This window comes from Neomesorhizobium albiziae (genome assembly GCF_900114255.1).
In the GTDB taxonomy this organism is placed as follows: Bacteria; Pseudomonadota; Alphaproteobacteria; order Rhizobiales; family Rhizobiaceae; genus Neomesorhizobium; species Neomesorhizobium albiziae.
Genome location: NZ_FOSL01000025.1, coordinates 17,116 through 37,734 on the forward strand (window position 1 = coordinate 17,116; position 20,619 = coordinate 37,734).

The 20,619-nt window shown below is 60.9% G+C and carries 17 protein-coding genes and 1 pseudogene; 11 read left to right on the top strand and 7 right to left on the bottom strand.

The genetic code is table 11. The features are described from left to right. Positions 1–33 precede the first annotated feature (33 nt). Positions 34–507: an Lrp/AsnC family transcriptional regulator gene (locus F3H98_RS25480; RefSeq protein ID WP_149763149.1), complete on the top strand. Its 474-nt coding sequence runs from the start codon at positions 34–36 to the stop codon at positions 505–507. A gap of 985 nt (positions 508–1,492) precedes the next feature. On the opposite strand, the gene F3H98_RS25485 is transcribed toward F3H98_RS25480, so the two are convergent. Continuing rightward, the gene (locus F3H98_RS25485; protein ID WP_149763150.1) at positions 1,493–1,912 is read right to left on the bottom strand and encodes a RidA family protein; all 420 of its coding nucleotides are present in this window, start codon (positions 1,910–1,912) and stop codon (positions 1,493–1,495) included. Between the two features lie 74 nt (positions 1,913–1,986). Beyond that, the gene (locus F3H98_RS25490; protein ID WP_342211635.1) at positions 1,987–2,808 is read right to left on the bottom strand and encodes an SDR family oxidoreductase; all 822 of its coding nucleotides are present in this window, start codon (positions 2,806–2,808) and stop codon (positions 1,987–1,989) included. 123 nt (positions 2,809–2,931) lie between these two features. On the opposite strand from F3H98_RS25490, the gene F3H98_RS25495 reads away from it, so the two are divergent. The 4 genes from F3H98_RS25495 to F3H98_RS25505 all read left to right on the top strand — a co-directional run bounded on the left by F3H98_RS25495 (position 2,932) and on the right by F3H98_RS25505 (position 6,890). After that, a complete protein-coding gene (locus F3H98_RS25495; protein WP_149763151.1) occupies positions 2,932–3,831 on the top strand; it encodes a LysR family transcriptional regulator in 900 nt (299 codons plus the stop codon). Positions 3,832–4,553: 722 nt separating this feature from the next. Further along, entirely contained in the window at positions 4,554–5,810 is a 1,257-nt protein-coding gene (locus F3H98_RS25500; protein ID WP_149763152.1) for a porin, read from the top strand. A 556-nt stretch (positions 5,811–6,366) separates the two neighbouring features. Beyond that, entirely contained in the window at positions 6,367–6,519 is a 153-nt protein-coding gene (locus F3H98_RS31285; RefSeq protein ID WP_188130557.1) for a hypothetical protein, read from the top strand. Between the two features lie 59 nt (positions 6,520–6,578). Next, entirely contained in the window at positions 6,579–6,890 is a 312-nt protein-coding gene (locus F3H98_RS25505; RefSeq protein WP_149763153.1) for a hypothetical protein, read from the top strand. 316 nt (positions 6,891–7,206) lie between these two features. On the opposite strand, the pseudogene F3H98_RS32595 reads toward F3H98_RS25505, so the two are convergent. Then, a pseudogene (locus F3H98_RS32595) lies at positions 7,207–7,435 on the bottom strand (adenylate/guanylate cyclase domain-containing protein); the annotation flags it as partial. 389 nt (positions 7,436–7,824) lie between these two features. Here F3H98_RS32595 and F3H98_RS25515 point away from each other — a divergent pair. Beyond that, the gene (locus F3H98_RS25515) at positions 7,825–8,853 is read left to right on the top strand and encodes an IS110 family RNA-guided transposase (protein WP_149763192.1); all 1,029 of its coding nucleotides are present in this window, start codon (positions 7,825–7,827) and stop codon (positions 8,851–8,853) included. Positions 8,854–9,381: 528 nt separating this feature from the next. Here the strand turns inward: F3H98_RS25515 and F3H98_RS25520 are convergent. Continuing rightward, a complete protein-coding gene (locus tag F3H98_RS25520) occupies positions 9,382–9,750 on the bottom strand; it encodes a hypothetical protein (protein ID WP_149763154.1) in 369 nt (122 codons plus the stop codon). An 887-nt stretch (positions 9,751–10,637) separates the two neighbouring features. Here F3H98_RS25520 and F3H98_RS25525 point away from each other — a divergent pair. The 5 genes from F3H98_RS25525 to F3H98_RS25545 all read left to right on the top strand — a co-directional run bounded on the left by F3H98_RS25525 (position 10,638) and on the right by F3H98_RS25545 (position 17,467). Beyond that, positions 10,638–13,718 (top strand): autotransporter family protein, encoded by a 3,081-nt coding sequence (locus tag F3H98_RS25525; protein ID WP_149763155.1) that lies wholly within the window; start codon positions 10,638–10,640, stop codon positions 13,716–13,718. Between the two features lie 356 nt (positions 13,719–14,074). After that, positions 14,075–14,863: a GGDEF domain-containing protein gene (locus F3H98_RS25530; RefSeq protein ID WP_149763156.1), complete on the top strand. Its 789-nt coding sequence runs from the start codon at positions 14,075–14,077 to the stop codon at positions 14,861–14,863. Continuing rightward, positions 14,829–15,221 carry a flavodoxin gene (locus F3H98_RS25535; RefSeq protein WP_149763157.1) on the top strand — a complete coding sequence of 131 codons (393 nt, stop codon included), beginning with the start codon at positions 14,829–14,831 and terminating at the stop codon, positions 15,219–15,221. The genes F3H98_RS25530 and F3H98_RS25535 overlap by 35 nt, the downstream gene beginning before the upstream one ends. Before the next feature lie 731 nt (positions 15,222–15,952). After that, the gene (locus tag F3H98_RS25540; protein WP_149763158.1) at positions 15,953–16,174 is read left to right on the top strand and encodes a hypothetical protein; all 222 of its coding nucleotides are present in this window, start codon (positions 15,953–15,955) and stop codon (positions 16,172–16,174) included. A 60-nt stretch (positions 16,175–16,234) separates the two neighbouring features. Then, positions 16,235–17,467, top strand: coding sequence for a bifunctional alpha/beta hydrolase/OsmC family protein (locus tag F3H98_RS25545; protein ID WP_149763159.1), 1,233 nt, complete (start codon positions 16,235–16,237; stop codon positions 17,465–17,467). A 188-nt stretch (positions 17,468–17,655) separates the two neighbouring features. Here the strand turns inward: F3H98_RS25545 and F3H98_RS25550 are convergent, their stop codons facing one another. From F3H98_RS25550 to F3H98_RS25560, 3 genes are all read right to left on the bottom strand, one after another. Next, on the bottom strand, positions 17,656–18,621 hold the full coding sequence (locus F3H98_RS25550) for an alpha/beta fold hydrolase (protein ID WP_244621899.1): 966 nt from the start codon (positions 18,619–18,621) through the stop codon (positions 17,656–17,658). A gap of 139 nt (positions 18,622–18,760) precedes the next feature. Next, complete coding sequence (locus F3H98_RS25555) at positions 18,761–19,696, bottom strand: NmrA family NAD(P)-binding protein (protein ID WP_149763161.1); 936 nt, start codon at positions 19,694–19,696, stop codon at positions 18,761–18,763. Positions 19,697–19,754: 58 nt separating this feature from the next. After that, the gene (locus F3H98_RS25560; protein WP_149763162.1) at positions 19,755–20,561 is read right to left on the bottom strand and encodes an SDR family NAD(P)-dependent oxidoreductase; all 807 of its coding nucleotides are present in this window, start codon (positions 20,559–20,561) and stop codon (positions 19,755–19,757) included. Positions 20,562–20,619: the final 58 nt, after the last annotated feature.

The following is a 20,619-nucleotide window of genomic DNA, read 5'->3' on the forward strand; positions in this document are numbered from 1 at the left end:
CAAGAATGACGTCAGACAAAAGGGAATCCACCAATTCGCGCGCTCGACGATATTGATCTGAGGATCATCACTGCCTTGCAGAAAAATGCAAAGGCAACCGCAAATGAACTGGCGGAAGCCGTCGGGCTGTCACCATCACCATGCGCGCGCAGGGTGCGGCTGCTTGAAGATGCCGGTGTCATCAAGGGCTACACCATCGTCGTCGATCAGAAGAAACTCGGCCTGCCAATCAGCGCCTTCGCCTCGATCAAATTGGAACGTCAGCGCGAAGACGATCTCGATCGCTTCTCGCAAGCAGTCTCGCGCTGGGCTGAAGTCGTGGACTGCTACCTGATGACCGGCCAGCGGGACTATCTCATGCGGATTGTCGTTCGCGACCTGGAAGCCTATGAACGGTTCATCAAGGACAAGCTGACGCGCCTCGACAACATCGCTTCGATCGAAACCAGCTTTGCGCTCGGCCAGGTGAAGCGCTCCGAGGTGCTGCCAATGCAGGCAGGTCGATAAGCGATCATCGCCGACAGCAGTCATTCTCCGTTGCAGGCTCAAATCCTGTCCGCGACCAACGACCGATATTCCCACAGCAAACTGCGTGAGTTTCGGGGGTTTCACCTCGGCAGCTGAAGGGGCGGGGCCCGCGTGTCAGAAGCTGACAGGACCGGTCAGCGGGGGACCGCAGCTCGAACAGCGGAACATCGTCCTCGGAGATGCGCAGCAACCGGCCCAGCTTATGCGCGCTAAGTGCTCCGCCCTGGATAAAACGGTGCACCTGACGCTCCGAGACCTGCCAGCGTGCTGACAGCTGCTTCACGGTGAAGAAGCCGCCCGTCGCGCCGGGCCGGAGCGCGCGATAGAGACGGCGGCTGGACTGACGCCGCGGTTGACGACTTGCCTGTGGAATTCGGTTTGCGGCTGAGCTTGATCATGAGCGGTTCCCTGGCTTTCACTCCCGAAGGCCAAGCTTTCTCGCTCGGAGAGGAAACCGTTCCGGGTTCTCTCCGTTCAGAGCCAACAAATGTGCTGAGGCCGTTGGATGTGTCTCACATTGCCGAGAATTGACTGTTTCGCCAAGCTCGCAACGCGGTACAGATGCAGAGCCACAACCAGTGTCGGCTGGAAGAATTCAGATCAACGTGCAATGCCGCAAAGCATTGCGCTTATTAGCTAATCGGGGCGACTGGGCGAAAATGCAGGAGTCCGGCGCTGCAAGTATACGCCGGTCTCCCTAGCTCACGCTGCTCGCGGCCGCTGGCATGGCGTACAGATCGCCGCAATGGTCCTGCACGGTACTCACGGTGAAACGTCGACACAATTGTCTGGAACCTCGCCCTGTTAGCCTCGGCGCTGTTCGTGATCTGGGGACGCATGCGCGAGCGTGTCATTGGCGTGCGATAGACAACCGGAACGCCCAGCCGAGCGTCCTGGTGGAAGCGCTTGCGGCATGCCAGGCGTGTTCCGACGATCTTCGCGCGCTGCCGTCGAGGGCAAGCGATCAGCGCTTGTCCGGCTGATTGCTGGTTTTCGAAGGGATGCGGGCGACAACCTTGATCTCGAAATCGAAGCCCGCGAGCCAGTTGACACCCACTGCCGTCCAGTTCGGGTAGGGAGGTCCGCCGATCTCTTCAGCTCGCACAGCGAGCACTGTTTCAATCTGCTCGTCCGCGTTGGTGTGGAAAGTGGTGACGTCGACGACGTCATCGAAGCTGCACCCGCCAGCGGCGAGAACCTCGCGTAGATTGGCGAAGGCCCGCCGAACCTGATCCTCGAACAGAGGCTCGGGCGAGCCGTCCTCACGGCTCCCGACCTGACCCGATACGAAGAGAAGATCGCCGGACCGAGTGGCTGGCGAATAGCGATGGATGTCGTAGAGCGCGTGCCGATTGGCCGGGTAGATGGCGTCACGTGTAAGCATGTGCTTTTCCTTTTTGTTTTGGCAGCTGGGGTGGAGTTGCACCACGGCGCCGTGCAGCCACGGATCGCTTGCGGTCATAGCCGCGCCAGTTTCTCGTCCGTGAAGTCCGCCGAGACCGCGACGTCCTTCTGTCGGTCGAGCTCGTCGACGCGCCCGCCGAGTGCCTTGCGGACGCCGGTGTAAGCCCCGGCGCCGAGCACCAGGCGCTTGGGAAGGGGCCCTTCCCGGTCGGCAAGCACGATCATTGCGTCCGTCATGCGGCTGGGATCGCCCTTGATTACCCAGGAACCGCGGAGCGCCTCGCGGGTCTGATCGGCGGGTGTTCCTTCATAAGCCGCGAGCGGGATGGTGCGCGCGAGATTGCCACCGAGCCCGGTCCGCGTCGGTCCCGGTTCTACCAGAGTGAACTCGATCCCGAAGGGAGCAGCCTCCTGCGCCACGGATTCAACGAAGCCCTCGATGCCCCACTTGGTCGCGTTATAGAGGCTGAAACCTGGATAGGCGATCTGGCCTCCCTCGCTCGACACCTGCAGAATTCGGCCGCCACGCTGGCTGCGCAGATGCGGCAGCACCGCCTGGATGAGCGTGATCGAGCCTATGAGATTGGTATCGACGATCTCCCGGACCTGCACATCGCTGGCCTCTTCCGCCGCGCCGATGAGGCCATAACCGGCATTGCTGACAAGGATGTCGATGCGATCGGTCGCAGCAAAGGCTTGGTCGACCGCGGCGCGCACGGAGCTCTGGTCCTTCAGGTCCATTGCGATGATGCAAAGCTGTTGGGGGAAGCGTTGACGCAGGTCGAGTAGCGCATCTTCGCTGCGGCTGATGCCGATGACACGGTCACCCCTGGTCAGGGCCTTCTGCCACCAGCCGGCCGAAGCCGGACGACACACCCGTTATGAGCCAGGTCTTTTCCATTTCTCATATCTCCGAGTTGACCCAGGTAGGAGATAGGGCAATCGCGCTGCGCGCATTAGCCGTTGAAATCGGCATGACATGATGCAAAATCCCCATCAATGTCCCGCCCGTCGCTCAACGATCTCACCGCCTTCGTGGCCGTTGCCTCGCACCGCAGCTTCCGGCGCGCAGCGGAAGAGATCGGTACGGCACCTTCCACATTAAGCCATGCGATGCGTGCGCTCGAGGAACGCATGGGCGTGCGGCTTCTGAACCGCACCACACGCAGCGTCTCGCCGACGGAAGCCGGCTTCCGGTTGCTCGGCCGCCTTCAGCCGGCGCTCGCCTCGCTGGATGAGGCGCTCGACAGCGTCGTGGGGTTCAGGGGCAATGTCGCAGGAACGGTCCGCATCAACGCACCGCGATTGGTGGCCGGGCTTCTCGTGCGCGAGATTCTTCCGCGGATGGCGGAGCGCTACCCGGACGTAACCGTAGACATCGTCGTCGAGGGGCGGCTCATCGACATCGTGTCCAGCGGGTTCGATGCCGGCGTGCGCCTCCTCGGATCGGTCCCCAAGGACATGATTGCCGTGCCGTTTACACGCCCGTTGATGTTCATCTGTGTCGCCTCGCCCGCCTATCTCGAGCGCGGCGCACCGGGAACCCCTGAGGAATTGCGGCACCACCATTGCATCGGCCACCGCATGCCCAGCGGTAAGCTCTATCGATGGGAGTTCGAACGCGCCGGCCAAGAACTGGTGATAGACGCAAGCGGCCCCATCGTTCTTGATGACGAGGAACTGATGGTCGAAGCCGCGATAGCGGGTATGGGCATCGCTTACGTGGCGGATTGGGCCGCTGAAACGGCCTTGTCCGACGGCCGGCTTCGCAAACTCCTAACGGCATGGATGCCCTCTCCGGAAGGGGTTGCGGTCTACTATCCCGGACATCGAGCCGTGCCTCCTGCGCTGCGGGCTTTTCTCGACGCCGCGAAGGACCTGCGGAAGAAAAAGCCTTAGCCGGACCAACGAAACAGCAGTCCGAAGCAATTGTAGTTCTGCCGATGAACTGCCGGTTTTCTTCAAGCTGTCACGTGCTCAGTATGGAATTCTTAGCCGAGACAACTGTCCTCCGGCGGAAAGCCTCCGATCCGAAAAGCGCCACGCTCGCTTTGGGTCGTGTGCCGAATATCCGCTTCTTGCCGAATGCGGTTCGAAAGCGGATTGGCAGATTTCGGCCCCTGGGCTGTCGGTCAGCAATGCGCGGCATGTCGGTCATCGAAGCCAGCTTCGACGCTTCCTGAAAGCGGACCATCGCCGACGACCGTGCCGGGTATGGTCGCGCCACAAGCAGACGTTCCCCAGGCTCGGTGGTCCGCAAATCTGTCGTAGCGCCGTCGCTCGAGTCTTGGTCAGTCGTGCGAAGTTGTTGAAATTGTAGTGAAATCGACCATTGCCCCCAAGGTTCCCTGCGGAGGCCTGCCCATCCTCTCCAGCTGGTCAAATACGGATGCGACGACGGCAACGACGCCGACGCGAGATAATTTCCGCGCCCTCGTGTTATTTCTAACACACCTTCCGGGAAATGCGTAAGCGACTCACTTCGCGTGCCGTTGTAAGGTTGAACGTCCTCCAAGCATTAGTAAACTTCGTACTGGCTTTGCCCCGGCGATTGAAGCTTTTTCAGAACCGAGGTCGGTAAGGGACTCGATCCATTGCCAGCCTTGAGCGGAGGTCAGGTAATGGACTTCAAAAGCCTTCTTCTCGGCTCGGCTGCGGCGCTGGTCGCGGTCTCTGCTGCACGCGCTGCGGACGCAGTCGTCATTCCTGAACCGGAGCCGGTCGAATATGTTCGTGTCTGCGACGTATACGGCACCGCCTTCTACTACATCCCGGGCACCGAGACCTGCCTGAAGGTCAGCGGCTACGTGCGCTATGACATCGGAGTGGGGGATCTCTTCGGTTTGCAATCGGCTGATAAGCTGGATCTTGTCGAAGACGGCGTCCTCGACATCAACGACACCTATTTCAAGCGCGCTCGTGCGGCTCTGCGTCTCGACGCCCGTACCGAAACCGAACTCGGCACATTGCGCGCCTATACAGAGCTCAAATTCCAGTGGGACACGAACCAGGACTCAGTTGACGTTGTGGATCCAATAGCCGGTGATACCGTGACTGTTCCGTTTGTTTCTGCTGGCAATGAGTTTGCGATGGAGGACGTCTACATCGAACTTGGGGGCTTCCGCATTGGCGCGACCGACTCGCTGTTCACTAGCTTCACCGACTATGCCGGCGCAGTGATCAACGATGACTTTCTGGTGCCATATGGTCCGCTAGACGGCGACATGACTCATCAGATCGCCTACACTTTCACCGCCGACAACGGCTTCACCGCCGCTATCGCCATTGAGGAAGGCAACGGCGACCCTGACGCGGTGTTCGGTAGCGACGCCGATGGGGATGGCGTTGTCGATACTGTCACGACAATTGAAGCCGCTTACACGCTCGACGACTACATCCCGCACGTGGTTGCCGGCGTCGGCTATGCCGGTGGCTGGGGCAGCATCAAGGCGGTCGGTGCCTATGACGCAGTCTGGGAAGAGTGGGCCGCGAAGGTGCGCCTGGACGTGAAAGCGACGCAAACCATCTCCGCCTTCATCATGGCCGGCTACAAATCATCGGAGGACTTTAGCATCACCGACCCCGTCACCGGCATCACGACCACGTTCGACGGCCCTAACTACTACGGCAACTGGGGTGGCGAGTGGGCCATCTGGGGCGGCGGCAGCGTCGAAGTCACCGAAAAGGCGACCTTCAACGTTCAGCTTGCCTATGACGACTTTGAGAACTTCTCGGCTGTCGCCAACGTGGCATACGAGGTTGTTCCCGGCTTCATGATCACGCCCGAAGTTGCCTATGCCGACAACTTCGAGGACAGCGACCTTGACGACTTCGACGGCGAGTTCGGCGGCTACCTGCGCTTCCAGCGCAACTTCTGACCGGTCGATTTCTCCTGGCGTGTGCGTGTCCTGCGCGGCGGCCAAGGTTAGAATGAGTCGGCCCGTCGGGCCGGTCGCGCTGATGATCCCTTTCCGCGCCGCGACGCGTGGGCGTATGCCGCCAAGCATATTTCATGATCGTTCTGAACTCGGGTTTCGTTTCGCTGTTCAGCACCTTGTGCCGGAGGCTTGCCGCAGAAAATAACAAATGTGAGAAATCTTGCTGAAACGGGCGTTCTGAATGCGCAGCACCGGGGACCGAACACGTTTCGAACCCACTACCAAACAGCGGCAGCGGGTCGAGAAGCTGGCCGCTCTGGGCTGGACTCGGGAGGAGATCGCGCTTGAATTCGGGATGTCCAGGCCGACGCTAAGGAAATATTTCGGCGACGAACTTTTCCGTGGCCGTGCGCAATGCCGGCATACCCTCATTTCCTGCATGTGGAAAGCGCCGCGGGGCGGCCGTGTGAGCGCGATACTCTGGCTGGAGGAGCGGACGCGCGAAATCTCCGGCGAAACCGCAACCCTAGCAGCCCGGCAAGGCAGAAAGACCTAGGTGGTGCCATTCCTGGCGGCGTTCCTGGCCTCGCCAACGGCCACGCTGGCGTCGAACAATTTCACCCGTCGGCTGTTGCGCGAACGCCGCTACGCAGGCCTGTCGTTTGCGTTCTCGATGCTGGTGCACCTCGCCGCGATCTTCTCCTGCTGAATGCGCAGTTCTGGCCCAGCCGCGATTTCTTACCCAACACGCCGGGCACGATCGGTTACGTGTTCATCGCGCTACTTGCGGCGACTTCGTTCAGCATCTTCTCTCGTCACCTGAGCGCGGCCGCGTGGAAGCGCCTGCACACCACTGGCATTTGGGTTATCGCCATCATCTTCGCATTGTCGTTCCTGAAACGAGTTCCGACAGTTAGCGCGCTGTACGTCATCCCGCTCTTGATCGTCTGCGTCGCCATTGCCGTTCGCCTGATCGGCAAGCGCGCTCAAGCCAGGAAGCGCACGCGAGCAGAAATCCGCGGCACCAGCGGCCCCAACAAAAGCGGCATGACACCGGCGAATTCCCGCCTTGCAGGTTGAACGTCCGCTATCGTTCTTCCCTGCATCGCAGCGGACCAACCGATTCCGGCCCATTAGCGGACGCTTAATCTTGGATTCCAGCCTTTCGGAAAGTGTCGAGAAATCGTTCGAGAGTTTCCTTGTTTCGGTAAGGCAAGAGCCTTTTAAAACGCCCAGACGAAAGTCGGGGCGCATTTCGTACAACCTTGCAACGTGGTGAGCAGCGCGATCATTCCGACCGCACATCGCATGGCAAGCTCCCAGATAGGCTTCGGTCCAAAACTGTGGATCGTCGATCCGTTCTAAAGCGGCGTCCTTCGGTGTGCAGGCATCGGGCCTCGAGGTTCCAAGCACATTCGACAGCATCGACAACACTAGCAAACTCGGCCAGGAGTCCATCGCCCATCACCTTGAACACGCGCCCGTGATGGCCTGCTATCTCCGGCTCGAAAAGTTCTTTCCGGCCTGTCCGCAGGCGCTCGAAGGTCCCGGCCTCGTCGCGCTCCATAAGAGCTGAATAACCGACGACGTCGGCCGCCAGAATTGCCCGCGAGCTTCCGCTTCATAGAAGGGTCCTCAGGACAGGAGCAACCTACTGGAATGCTACACATGTCGAGAAGCAGCGCAAAGCTAATGCTACCTAACCTAAGACCAGAAACGCAAGCTTCCTAGCCACCACGGTCATTCATCTTGGAAGGCGAGAAGTGGAGCTTCGGGTCAGACCACGTCGATGCTCACATGGAACCTGATATGCGTTTCTGACAATCCGAGCCTCCAAAGCTGCCAGCCCGCTTTCGGCCAAAGGCTGTCTGTCTGAAAAGCGCCAATATCGGCCTTTGAGGGGATCGTTGCCATTACCTGAAAGCAGATGATGTGGATGGCTCCCGCTGCCGGCATCTGAGTGCCAAAGTGTGGAGGCTGTCAAAGCAACCACGAGCCAAGGGAGCCATCCATGATGGAGATTAGCACAATCGGCCTAGATCTGGCCAAAAGCGTTTTTCAGCTTCACGGTGTTGATACCGCGGGCAATGGCGTGTTCCGCAAGGCGCTGCGGCGCAGGCAGATCCTGCCCTTTTTCGCCGAGCTGTCGCCCTGCCTTGTCGGCATCGAAGCATGCGGGACATCGCATTACTGGGCGCGTGAGCTGATCAGACTGGGCCATGAGGTGCGGCTGATGCCGCCTGCCTACGTCAAGCCTTATGTGAAGCGCGGCAAGACCGATGCGGCTGACGCCGAGGCGATCTGCGAAGCGGTGTCGCGGCCAACGATGCGGTTTGTGCCGGTGAAGTCGGCCGAGCAGCAAGCGGCGCTGGCGCTGCACCGGACGCGCGATCTACTGGTCAAGCAGCGTACGCAGTTGGTGAACATGATCCGCGGACTGCTCGCCGAGTTCGGGATCGAGATGGCGCGCGGGTTGCACCACGCGCTTGCGCTTGCCAAGCGGCTTGCTGCCGGCGAGGCACCCGAAGTGCCTCTCTTGGCAGAGCGCATCGTGGCTGGCCTCGCGCGCCAGATTGGCGATCTGCAGGTCCGGCTGACAGCACTCGAGAAAGAGCTTCTCGCCTGGCATCGCTCAAGCGAATTGTCGCAACGGCTCGCGACGATCCCCGGGGTCGGCGTCATCTCGGCCACCGCGCTGGCGGCTTCGGTGATCGAACCCGAGCGCTTCCGCTCGGGCCGGCAGTTTGCCGCGTCGTTGGGCCTGACGCCGCTTGCCAATTGCAGCGGTGGCAAGGAGCGGTTGGGCAAGATCTCGCGCATGGGCGATCGCTATCTGCGCCGGCTGCTGGTGATCGGCATGACCTCGCTCGTGCGGCGGGCAAAGGCCAAGCCAGACTCGGTCGATCCGCGCCTCGCCGCGATGCTCCAGCGCCGGCCCCCACGCGTCGTAACGGTCGCCGCCGCCAACCGAACCGCGCGGGTCGCCTGGGCAATCATGACCAAAGGCGGAACCTATCGGACACCGATAATGGTTGCGGCATAGACCCAAGCAAAGGAGAACCACTTCACGAGTTTGCGAGGACGATGCGATGTGATGGCGAACCGGTCAGACCGGGAACAGGGACACCCCGCCAAATGTCAAAGGCGTCATAGCCTGCTAAGCAGAGTGGGACCCAGTTCGCGGATACCATAGGGGCCAGCGGTCACAATGTCCGACCGCATCAACAGGCCGGACAGAAGACTGCACCCGACCACCCCGCCAGAAATCATCAAATTGCCCTTGCAATGCGGGAGCCATCCACAGAAGACGTTTTTGGCGACCATTCTGAAGGTCGAAGTTGCGCCAAAACGCCATGCTTTGAGGGTCGCTTTTGTGCAGTCGCTCCATACGTCTGCGAAGCGCGGGCCTACACCCACTCGGGAGCGGGCGAGAAAATATACTTATGCAGCCAGGTGCGTGCAGTTAGGTCTAGGTAGAAAAACGCGTCGGTGTGATTCGAAGGATCCTTCGCCACGCCATCGGTTCGATGAGATTTTCCGGTATCACCAAATCGTGGTGAGGCATCCGAAGCTAAGGTGCCGAAAGCTGTGCACGCAAAGCATTTGTGAGCGCTTGGACCAAGGCTCTTCCGCTGTCCATTGCCCGCAACTCGGCGTCTATGGGTAGCCCATCCGCCCAGATGTTGGATGCATCTCGAAACATGGTTTTTTCCAGTTCGTCGAGCCATGGGCCGTCGGTGCAGCCATGGACAACGGCTAATTCCTCCAAGGCCGCGCGGAGACTGGCCTGCAGGGCCATTGCCATGGCCATCAGTTCGGCTGTTTGGCCGGATCGAAGCCGGATGTTGACGGGCGGGCGGATTGCCCTCAGGCGATCAAGAGATTCCTGGCGGGCATCGGGCGACGTTTGCACCGTGCGGGGTGTCGGTTTTCGTGTCACTGTCTTACTCCAGCGTTAACAGACAATTGGCCTGAACAGAGTATACAGAGGTAGTGTCGCCTTCTTGAAACTGGCTATCGGCCGCAGATGACGTGCAAGGCTGCAACCGCGGCGTCGACCTTCCGCTGATCCAAACTCTCGGTCGCTGTCCAATTGTGCTCCGGCTCCTTACCTCGGAGTAAGCGAGAAGACCCTCGCGGATGCTGAGACATTGGTTTTCGGCGTTCGTCGCTGCATGGAGCGGCATGCTGAACGAAAGCAGGCCCAGAAAGATTAGCAAGTTCGACGTTGATCTCAAGCGCAGGATAGTGCGCGAGGGCGCTAACTTTTCGGATAGAACTCGCTTCCGTTCCTTTGTGCAGCCATTGCGTTCACCTCGAAAATGAGGGGCAGTGCTGCCAATTCGATAAAGCGAGATCCGCAAGCGACTTTAAGTCCCCAAACGATTCCGACTTGCATATCGTACCAGCGCTACCGACGATCGGGCATCCACTTTGCGCATTGAGGACCGCCATTACGCGTTTGTTTGTGTGGCCATTTCGCCACGCAGTGCGCGACATGCGCACTTGCCGGCAATTCCCATTGATCAACGTCTTCCTCTGCGACATCCTTCTCATGGGGCGGGCGGTGGCTAGTGGACTCGAAAGGTTTGACGATTGCGCCGACAGTCGTTCGTTTCCGAGCAGGTGGGTCCGCATACGCTGTCGCATCCCCCATGCGACCGGGCTTCCTGGCATCACGCGGTTGCCGTCGTCTTGGCGGGAGGAGCGATCGGAGGCCTCCTCCTGTGCCTTGCCACCGGCAAAGCCCACGCCGATTGCCAACCGAACCCGCCGGCGAGTGGGGACACGGTCATTTGTGCTGGGCCTGCTCCCACGACCGTGCCTGTGAACGCGCCCGCAGCCACCGGCGTGACTGTCAACATCAACCCTGACGCGACAATCACCGGAACCGGCCCGCTGTTTGCCCTAGGGCAGGGAGCGCGGATAACCAACCACGGCAGCATACAGGTAATTTCGACGGGCAGCGGTGCCGTCGGGGTCATCGCCGATGCCAACAGTATTGTCAGCAACTTCGGCACGATCGCTACTAGCGGCTTCAATTCGCTGAGCGCGTTCGGCTTCGCCGACAATGTGGTCCTGCGCAATGAAGCGGGGGCGCAGATTTCCATCTCCGGAGACTCAGCCGCCGGGCTTCTCATCGGCGGCGGTAACAACAGCACGCTGTTTAACGCGGGCCGCATCACGCTGAACACCTTCCAGGGAGGTGGGCTGTTCGCGCAGGAGGGCAGCGGCCACATCCTGGTGAATGCAGCCACCGGCATGATCGAATCCAACCTGGACTTGGCCTTTGGGATGAATGCCCAGGGCGGATTCTCCTCGGGGGCCGGAACCGATTTCCTCCTGCTCAACGAGGGTACTATCATCACCCGGGGCCAAGCCTCGCATGGCATGCTCCTGAACGAGCTTACCAGCTCCTCAGCCATCAATTCGGGTTCAATCACCACGTCCGGCGGCAGTTCGGAAACCGTGAACCGCGCCTTCGGCATGTTCTCGTTCGAAGGTGGTGGGAATACATTGCTTAACACCGCCACCGGCATCATCACTGCGAGCGGGCTCGGCTCCAGCGGTATGGAGATGTTCGGCGGCAGCGGCAATCTTTTGCGCAACGAGGGCACGCTCAACATCAGCGGTGCAGGCGCGCACGGCATCTATGTGCTGTCTGGCACGGCAAACACACTCGACAACCGCGGCACGCTCAACATCACAGGACCGCGTGGAAATGGCCTACGTGCCGACGACGGCGGCAACACACTGCTCAACAGCGGCAGTATCCTCGTTGGCGGAAGCGATGCGTTCGGCGTCTTCATGCAGGGCACTGCCAACACACTGACCAACAGCGGCACCATCAGAGCCACGGGCGTCAATGCCGACGGGGTCGTTTCCAATACAGTGGCAGGCAGTTTTGCAGTCACCATCGAGAACACCGGTTCCATCGTTAGCGATCGTCGCTTCGCCGTGCGCGGCGTCAACGGCCAGGAAACTGTGGTCAATTCAGGCCTGATCGGCAGCGGGGTGGGTACGGCAATCGACCTTCGCGCCGGCAATGATTCAGTGATCCTGCGCACCGGCTCGCAGATCAACGGCCTGGCAGACGGCGGCGCCGGCTCCGACCGCGTCATCCTGGAAGGGACAGGTACCGCCACCAATGAGTTCCGGAACTTCGAGACGCTCAGGATGACCGGCACCGACTGGACATGGCTGGGCAGCGGGGCTTTCCTCGACACCCAGATCGAGAGTGGCGTGCTGCGGGTCAACGGCCTTCTGACCAGTCCGGTGACGGTGCAAGCGGGAACCACATTGGCCGGGACCGGAGTGGTCGCGGGCAACGTATTCAACCAAGGCGTGGTGTCGCCGGGCAACTCCATCGGCACGCTGACGATCAACGGCAACTATGTCGGACAGGGCGGCACGTTGCTGATCGAATCGGTGCTCGGCGACGACAGCTCGCCTTCGGACAAGCTGGTGATCGGCGGCGGCGTCGCCAGCGGCTCCACTCCGATGCAGGTGGTCAATGTCGGCGGCACGGGCGCGCTGACGACCGGCAACGGCATTCCTGTCGTCGAGGCGGTCAACGCTGGCACGACGGCGCTCGATGCCTTCATGCTTGCCGGGCGCGTCGCGGCAGGAGCGTACGAGTATGCCCTGTATCGCGGCGGCCTCGATGTCGGCACCGAAGCGGACTGGTTTCTGCGTTCGACTGCTCCGCCAGTCCCTGAACCGGTTCCGGAGCCCGAGCCAGGCGTGCCCGATCCGCCGCCACCGGGCGAGCCCGTTCCGCCACCCGGTTCGCCGCCTCCGCCGCCCGTGCCGGCGCCGACCGCCTTTCCGCCACTCGGGTCGACGCCATCTGGTCCGACGCCGCCGATGGTGTTTCCGCCGATCGTGCCGACACCTGGCCGCGCCGTTCCGCCGCCCTCACCTGGAGCGACGCGGGTCGTCGCCGACGTGGTGCCGCTCTACCGCATTGAGGTGCCGACCTATGCGGCTATCCCGCCGGTTGCCCATCATCTGGCGCTATCGACGCTCGGCACCTTCCACGAGCGGCGCGGCGAGCAGGTGCTGCTCAACGATGCCGGCTGGCTTCCCACCGTTTGGGGCCGCGTATTTGGCCAGGACGTCGACATGAAATCGGACGGCACGGTAGCGCCGTCCTTCGACGGCACGTTGTTTGGCTTCCAGGCCGGCGCCGACCTGTTCGGCTGGGAATCCACCACCGATCACCATGACCGCGTCGGCCTGTTTATCGGCCATGCCCGCATCGATGGCGACGTGAAAGGTCAGGCGCTCGGCTGGAACGACCTGCAGGTCGGCGACGCCGACGTCAACGGAACCAGCCTAGGTGCCTACTGGACGCATGTTGGCCCGACTGACTGGTATCTCGACGGCGTCCTGATGGGCACCTGGTTCGGCGGCGATTCAACGTCGCTGGCAGGCGTCGGCATCGATGTCGACGGGACCGCTGTAACCGCCTCACTCGAGGGTGGCTACCCCATCGCATTGACGCCGGAATGGACGCTGGAGCCGCAGGCCCAACTCATCTGGCAGCACCTGTCGCTGGATGACCAGGCCGACCGCTTCTCGACTGTTTCGTTCGATTCCGACGACGCAGTGACCGGCCGGCTCGGTTTCCGGCTGCAGGGCAATTTCCAGACGGAGGCTGCAAACTTCCAGCCTTACTTCAAGGCCAATCTCTGGCACAATTTCGACGCTGACCAGCGCATCATCTTCGCCGAAACACCCATCGTCACCGAAATCGGCGGAACCGCGCTCGAACTCGGCGGCGGCGTGGTCGCGAAGCTGTCGGAATCGACCAGCTTGTTCGCAACAGCCGACTACACCACCAATCTCGGCAGCGAAAAGCTGCGGGTCTTCGAGGGTAATCTGGGGATCAGCGTGAAATGGTGACCGCGCGGCCGGATTGAATTCGCTCCGCCAGCCCAACATTCGGCGTTGAGGTGTTGCGGTTCGCAGACGCCGTTCGCCTGATTTAGAAGCCCAGCAGAGCAAACGGATGACTGCATATTGATCCGGCCTGCGCTGCGTGATGGCCGTCTCGGGTCAGATCACCTCGATGCCTCCCATGGAGCCAAAAGGTCCTTTTCTGACAATCCGAGCCTCTAAGCTGCCAGTCCGCTGTCGGCCCAGGATTCACTCGGCGAGAGTTTTTCGCCGCCACGGTGATCTTTTGGGGAGGCCTCCGCTTGCAATGGGGCGTTAATTTTTCGTAGGTAGTTCCCAGTCAAAGGACGAGTGTTAAGGACATGGCCACGCACCGCTTTGATTTCTCCCCCAGGGGCAGGGCGAGGGTGCTTTTGCTGACTTTCCTCGGCACCATCTGCTGTATCGCCGTTGCGTTTACCGTCGACAGCTACTCGATCGAAAATAACTCCTGGCGATGGGGCGATCGTCCGCTCAACAATCTCGTCATACCGCTTATCCTTGCTCCACCGTTTTTCTATTTCCTGTTGAACAAACTACGCGAACTAGCCATCGCCCATCAGGAATTGCTTGTTGTTTCTGCCACGGACAGTCTCACATCGTGTCTAAACAGACGGGCGTTTACCGCGCTGGTTGATAGCTATCTGCAACGGTTTGCGGATCGACAAACCAACGCGGAGAGTGCTCTGCTCGTCATCGATGTTGATCACTTCAAGGCGGTTAATGACCGCTTCGGACATGACCTCGGCGATGAAGCCCTGAAAATCATTGCCAAGACAATTCGTGACGAGGTGAGGGAACGTGACTTTGTCGGGCGTTTGGGCGGCGAGGAATTCTGCGTGTTCCTGCCGGGGTTTGGACTTGCTAGTACGGCAATCGTGGCTGAGCGGATACGCGCCGCTGTGAACAGAGCGGAATTTGCTCCGACCGGCGAGCAATACACCCTTTCCGTAAGTGTCGGTGGTGTTACGTTTAAGCGAACCGTTCTATACAGCGAACTTTATAGACAAGCTGACCGGTGGCTCTATTCAGCCAAGCGAAACGGCCGCAATCGAGTCGAAATTCAGCAAATCGCAGATGCCGACAGGGGATACTCTCCATCCTTTCATTGAGCTGTATTGTCGGCTAGGGGAGGGCTTATGGGGAGCCCTGCCAAGTTCCCGGCTGGCTCTCCAGGAGCGCGTTGCGGACATCGCGCGCTATCAGACAATGTTCATCGGCTTCCCCGTGTGGGGCACGACAGCGCCCTCCATCATCCGGTCGTTCCTGTCACAGCACGACCTTTCGGGCAAAACCCTCGTACCGTTCATCACGCACGGCGGCTATGGAACGGGCAGCAGTCAGGACGTCGTCGCGCAGCACGCTGGCCGCGCGCGTTTGCTTGACGGCTTCGTCAAGCAGTGCGATCAGGAGCGGGAGACTATCGCGGAAGTCACCCAGTGGCTGGGGGGCGTGCAGGTGTCGCGGTAACAGTCTGGCGCACCTTGCAGGCCGGGGCTCTAGGGTCGGCTTGCGACACGCTCCAGCGCGACCCCCGAGCCGCTGCGGCGTCTCGGCCCATGCGGGTAAACGAACGCCTGGGCGAGTGCGCGGTGTTGCCGTTGCCGTCTGAGTCGCCCCAAGCACCTATTGCCCGGCCCCAAGCGGCGAGGCGATCGGTATCGGTAGCTGCAAGATGCGCTCCATCGTCGCCATAGGCCATGACCGGCAGGGAGCGAGCAGTTTGTATCGCCTAAGGGGTCACGAATGCGAGCCGTTATCGCGTCGCGCAGATAGTGGCTGCTGTCGAGCAGTACACCTTTCACTGAGGCATGCATTTCGCCCGACAGAAGATCAAAGGCCAACCGCGCGCCTGCCGCATCGGGCAATGCAGCAATCGCGTCGTGCAATGGATTGACGAAGCGTGTGCTGTCGGCGCCGTTTGCCGCTGCACACTGATTGGGCGTCAGCGCCAAATCACAAAAGACACGTCGTTTCGTACAGCATCAATGTAGACATGCGTTGGATCATAAGAAAGCATGAGAGCGATAAACGGCATGTTCTGCGTGAGCGTGGCGAACGATCCTATAACGCCGCCATCGGCTGAGACTATCGTCCAGTTGTTGAATTTACTGTGGATTTGGCGGGCTGGAGAGGATGAAACTGGGCACTCTCGCTTCTGTTGTGATTGTGCGCCTTGGAGATGGAGCACGGAGCACCGAATGACCGAGCATGCCATTTCAAATAGCGTAGTCGGGCAAACGCTTTTCAGCCGTCAACCGATGCTGTTCACGTCAGAGCTACGCGCAGCCTTCCGCACCTTGCGCCGTCAAGCCTGGCGAACCGACGGCGCGCATGCCCCTCCTATGCGCGCCGCTTCTCCATCAGGTATCATGCCTCGAGAACTGCTAGCTGCATGGCCAATCCAACTGACCGAGATGTGAGCGGCGTGCTCGATCCGAACGGAATACCCGCCCCCTCCATAGCAGCACGGGAGGCCAACAATGGCTTTTATTACGCAACGGCTTCAATTCGCCGGCCATTCCGGCGCGACCTTGGCCGCGCGCCTGGATCTGCCGAACGGACAACTGCGTGCCTACGCTCTATTCGCGCATTGCTTCACGTGCTCCAAGGATTTGGCGGCAGCGCGCTGCATTGCGGCGGAACTCGCTCGCGAGGGTGTCGCAGTCCTGCGCTTCGACTTCACCGGCTTGGGGTCGAGCGAGGGTGAATTCGCCTCGACGAATTTCTCCTCGAATGTCGCCGACCTTCTTTCGGCCGTCGATTATCTGCGCGATCACTACCAGGCACCTTCCTTACTGATTGGCCATTCGCTCGGAGGCGCAGCGGTCCTGGCGGTGGCCAAGGATGTTCCCGAGGTGCGCGCCGTCGCCACGATCGGTGCGCCTGCCGATACCGTCCACGTGTTGAAGAATTTCGGAACGAGCCTGAAGGAGATCGAAGAGAGCGGTCAGGCGGAAGTCGATCTGGCTGGGCGCAGGTTCCTTGTCAAAAGGCAGTTTGTCGATGACGCGCGTGCGCAGCGTATCAGCGATGCAGTAGCGGCTCTGAAGAAGCCGCTGCTCATCCTGCACTCACCCTTGGACCAGACAGTGGGGATCGAAAACGCCACGAAGATCTTCCAGGCCGCGAAGCACCCGAAAAGCTTTGTTTCGCTCGACCGAGCAGACCATCTTCTCACCAAGCACGAAGACGCGAGCTTCGCTGCGCGGGTCATTTCAGGATGGCTTACGCGTTACCTCACCGCCGACGCACCGCAAGGCAGTGCGCCGGTCGAGCATGTCCGCGTCACTGAGACGAGCCAAGGCAGGTTTCAAAACGCGGTGCAAGCCGGCCGGCATCGGCTCTTCGCCGATGAACCCGAAAGCGCGGGCGGGCTTGATACCGGGCCATCGCCCTACGATTTCTTGTCGATTGCGCTTGGCGCATGCACATCGATGACGCTACGCGTCTATGCCGAACATAAGAAGCTGACGCTCGGGCGCATCAGCGTTGACGTTTCGCACGCCAAAATCCACGCCAGAGACTGCGAGGAGTGCACGGAGTCGGAACGTGGAAGTGGCGCCAGGATCGACCGCTTTGAGCGCGTCATTTCGGTCGACGGCGAGGTCTCCCAAGAGCTTCGCGCAAAGGTTGTCGAAATTGCCGCCAAGTGTCCGGTTCACCGAACGCTCGAAACCGTTGCGAAGGTAGCAACCGTCGTGAGACAAAAGTGACCCAATGTTGCGGCAGCTTTGACAGGCTGTATGCCCGGGTTCCTCAATCAATGCTGGTAGTCGCTAAGCCCGGCTGCGACGATACGTGGGATTCGAGCATCTCGCGCCGACCCATCTGGCGCGCGGGGCACATCCAAATTGGAGACCGGCTGACCGTAGTAGCCTCAGCAATTTGCTCCGGATCGCGATCAAAGACCGGCAACATCGATCACCGCCTGAGCAAAAGCCTCAGGCGCCTCCTGGGGCAGGTTGTGACCTATGCCGCCCGAGATGGTGCGGTGCTCGTATTTGCCCGAAAACATTTTGGCATACGCGCTTGGTTCCGGATGCGGCGCGCCGTTGGCGTCGCCTTCGAGAGTGATCGTCGGCACGGTGATGACTGGTGCCTGGGCAAGCCGTTTCTCCAGCTCGTCGTACCGCGCCTCACCTTCTGTCAGTCCAAGCCGCCAGCGATAGTTATGAATCACGATGTCGACGTGATCCGGATTGTCGAATGCCGTCGCATTCCGTTCGAATGTGGCGTCGTCGAAAGCCCACTGTGGCGAAGCGATCTGCCAGATCAGCTTCGCGAAATCGCGCGTGTATTTCTCGTAGCCGGCACGGCCGCGGTCAGTGGCGAAGTAATACTGGTACCACCACTGCAACTCGGCTTTCGGCGGCAACGGCATCATACCGAGCTCTTGGTTGCCGATGAGATAGCCGCTCACCGAGACCATTGCCGTGCAACGTTCCGGCCAAAGCGCGGCGGCAATGTTCGCGGTTCGGGCGCCCCAGTCGCAGCCGGCGATGATGGCCTTCTCGATCCCCAGCGCATCCATCAGGGCGATAACGTCGGCGCCCAGTGCCGATTGTTGGGCGTTGCGCGGAGCCTCGCTCGACAGGAAACGGGTCGTGCCGTGGCCGCGCAGGTAAGGCACGATGACCCGATGTCCCTTCGCCGCAAGGATTGGAGCGACCTCGACGTAGGTGTGGATGTCGTACGGCCAGCCGTGGAGGAGGATGATGGGCCGGCCATCGATCGGGCCTAGCTCGGCGTAGCCGACGCTCAGCACCCCGGCATCGATCTCCTTCAACGAGCCGAACGATGTGTTCGTCCCCGGCTTGATGGTCGCCGCCGCTCCCGCGCCAGATTGCGCGTTAGCCGGCACGATCATCACCAGCGGGACGGCTGCAATCATGGCCGCAGCGCCGAAGAAGTGGCGGCGATCGATCCGCTCGAGATAGGTCCTATTCATATCCGAACCTTTGCTTTTCAGTGATTGCGCAGGCGGTGGCGGGACGGCGACCAGCTGCTCAGGCCGGGACTCCAACCCGCGTGAATTCAGCGGCGTTCGATTTCACGAACTCGTATACGCTCGTCGGCTTCCTTCCGATGAGCTTGAACAGGTCATCCGTCATACGATCATACCGGCCCGCCATGTGCAGTTCGGCCATTACTGCCAAGTGCTTGGCGAGGTGCGCCGGCACCCCCAGCTCACGGAGCTTGTCCAACCATAGCGACAGCGGCACGTCGCGATAGCATATCGTACGGCCGAGGGCCGCGGAGAACGCCGCTGCGACGTGGTCCAGATCCGCGGATTCAAATCCAGTCAGATTGTACACTCGGCCGATGTGGTGGGCAGGATCGTCAAGGATCACGGAAACGGCGCGCGCCACGTCAGCAGCCGAGATCGGCGATGTCTTGCTGCTGCCCAGCGGAAGCGCCAGTTCGTCGTGATCTCGCACGCCAGCAGCGGCAAGACGCAGGAAAAAGCCTTCCAGAAAAACTGTCGGCCGCACCGTGACCACCGGCAGCCCGGACCAGGACAACGCCTGCTCGGCAAGCCAGTGCAGTTTGTGCTGCGGGCTTTCAGTCGTCTCGGAAATGTTCATCTGGGTCACAGTCATCTGCGACATATTCACGAACGCTTCCACGGCGTGGTGACGTGCCACGGCGGCGATGTTGACCGCGGCTTCGAGATAGGCAGTCGAGATTGACATTCCAAAATAGATGCGCGGGCAACCTTCGATCGCCCGGTGCATCGAGGCAAGATCGGTCAGATCGCCTTGCACAACCTCGGCCCCGAGCTGGCGCAAGCCCTTGGCGCGTTCATCCTCGCGTCGAACCAGGGCGCGCACCCTATGGCCCCTGGCGCGCAGCATCGCTGTGAGGTGACGGCCGATGGCACCAACGTCGCCGGCCGCTCCAGTCACCAAGATCGGGTCACCGAATGAGAACTTGCTGATCATATGATTTCCCCTTGTGGGTCGCGGCGGCCAAATTGCGCCGCACATTCAGGGTGCCTCGTTACGCGGCAGCGGAGAGCCGGTAGCGTGCCGGCAAGACGTTGAGGGACAGGTTCGGGATGAGCTTCTGCCGCGCCGCCTCGTAAGCCTGCCAGTCCGCCACGTCAGGAAGCGATGGAATGGTGATGAGCTCGCCTTGTTCGAGGCCAGCCAGCGCCGCGTCGACCAACTCGTCCGACTTCATGACCATCTGATTCGGCAGCTGCTCGACCGAGCCGCCGGCGGCGCCCCAGAAGTTCGTGGCGGTTGCACCTGGCAAGACGGCCTGGATGCGCACATTCTTGTCGGCAAGCTCCTTGTGGAGCGACAGGCTGAGCGCTAGCACGTAGGCTTTCGTCGCGCCGTAGACCCCGTTCAGGATTTCCGGCGTTATTGCGACGATCGAGCTGATGTTGACGATCGTGCCGCCGCCGCGCGCTACGAATGCCGGAACCATGGCGTAGGTCAAGCGGGTGAGCGCAGTCACGTTGAGCTCGATCATCTCCTCCATTTCATCGACGTCGGACTGCAGCAGCGGCGCAAGAGCGCCGACGCCGGCATTGTTGACCAGCATGGTAATGCCGGAGTGAGTGGCGAGCAGCGTCTCGATGCGGGCGAGGTCCACCTTGTTGTTGAGGTCGGCCGCGATTGCATTCACGGCGCGGCCTGTCACGCCGGCGATGCGCTTCGCCACCTCGTCCAGCTTCTTGTGGTTGCGCGCCACAAGGATCAGGTCATAACCGCGGCGTGCCAGCCGATCGGCATAGATCGCGCCGATTCCTGAGGAGGCACCTGTTACCACAGCGATGCCCTTGAAGCTCGTAGACATTTCTTGCTCCTGTTCGGTTGTGCGGCAGAGGCGTGAGTTCACGCGCGGTGGACCGGGA

What these genes read in the sequence shown, in the direction of transcription:
- F3H98_RS25545 (WP_149763159.1), top strand. Translation starts at nt 16,235, where the DNA reads ATGGCTTTTATTACGCAACGGCTTCAATTCGCCGGCCATTCCGGCGCG.
- F3H98_RS25485 (WP_149763150.1), bottom strand. Translation starts at nt 1,912, where the DNA reads ATGCTTACACGTGACGCCATCTACCCGGCCAATCGGCACGCGCTCTAC.
- F3H98_RS25500 (WP_149763152.1), top strand. Translation starts at nt 4,554, where the DNA reads ATGGACTTCAAAAGCCTTCTTCTCGGCTCGGCTGCGGCGCTGGTCGCG.
- F3H98_RS25535 (WP_149763157.1), top strand. Translation starts at nt 14,829, where the DNA reads ATGCCGACAGGGGATACTCTCCATCCTTTCATTGAGCTGTATTGTCGG.
- F3H98_RS25560 (WP_149763162.1), bottom strand. Translation starts at nt 20,561, where the DNA reads ATGTCTACGAGCTTCAAGGGCATCGCTGTGGTAACAGGTGCCTCCTCA.
- F3H98_RS25495 (WP_149763151.1), top strand. Translation starts at nt 2,932, where the DNA reads ATGTCCCGCCCGTCGCTCAACGATCTCACCGCCTTCGTGGCCGTTGCC.
- F3H98_RS25530 (WP_149763156.1), top strand. Translation starts at nt 14,075, where the DNA reads ATGGCCACGCACCGCTTTGATTTCTCCCCCAGGGGCAGGGCGAGGGTG.
- F3H98_RS25515 (WP_149763192.1), top strand. Translation starts at nt 7,825, where the DNA reads ATGGAGATTAGCACAATCGGCCTAGATCTGGCCAAAAGCGTTTTTCAG.
- F3H98_RS25555 (WP_149763161.1), bottom strand. Translation starts at nt 19,696, where the DNA reads ATGATCAGCAAGTTCTCATTCGGTGACCCGATCTTGGTGACTGGAGCG.
- F3H98_RS25540 (WP_149763158.1), top strand. Translation starts at nt 15,953, where the DNA reads ATGACCGAGCATGCCATTTCAAATAGCGTAGTCGGGCAAACGCTTTTC.
- F3H98_RS25550 (WP_244621899.1), bottom strand. Translation starts at nt 18,621, where the DNA reads ATGATCGTGCCGGCTAACGCGCAATCTGGCGCGGGAGCGGCGGCGACC.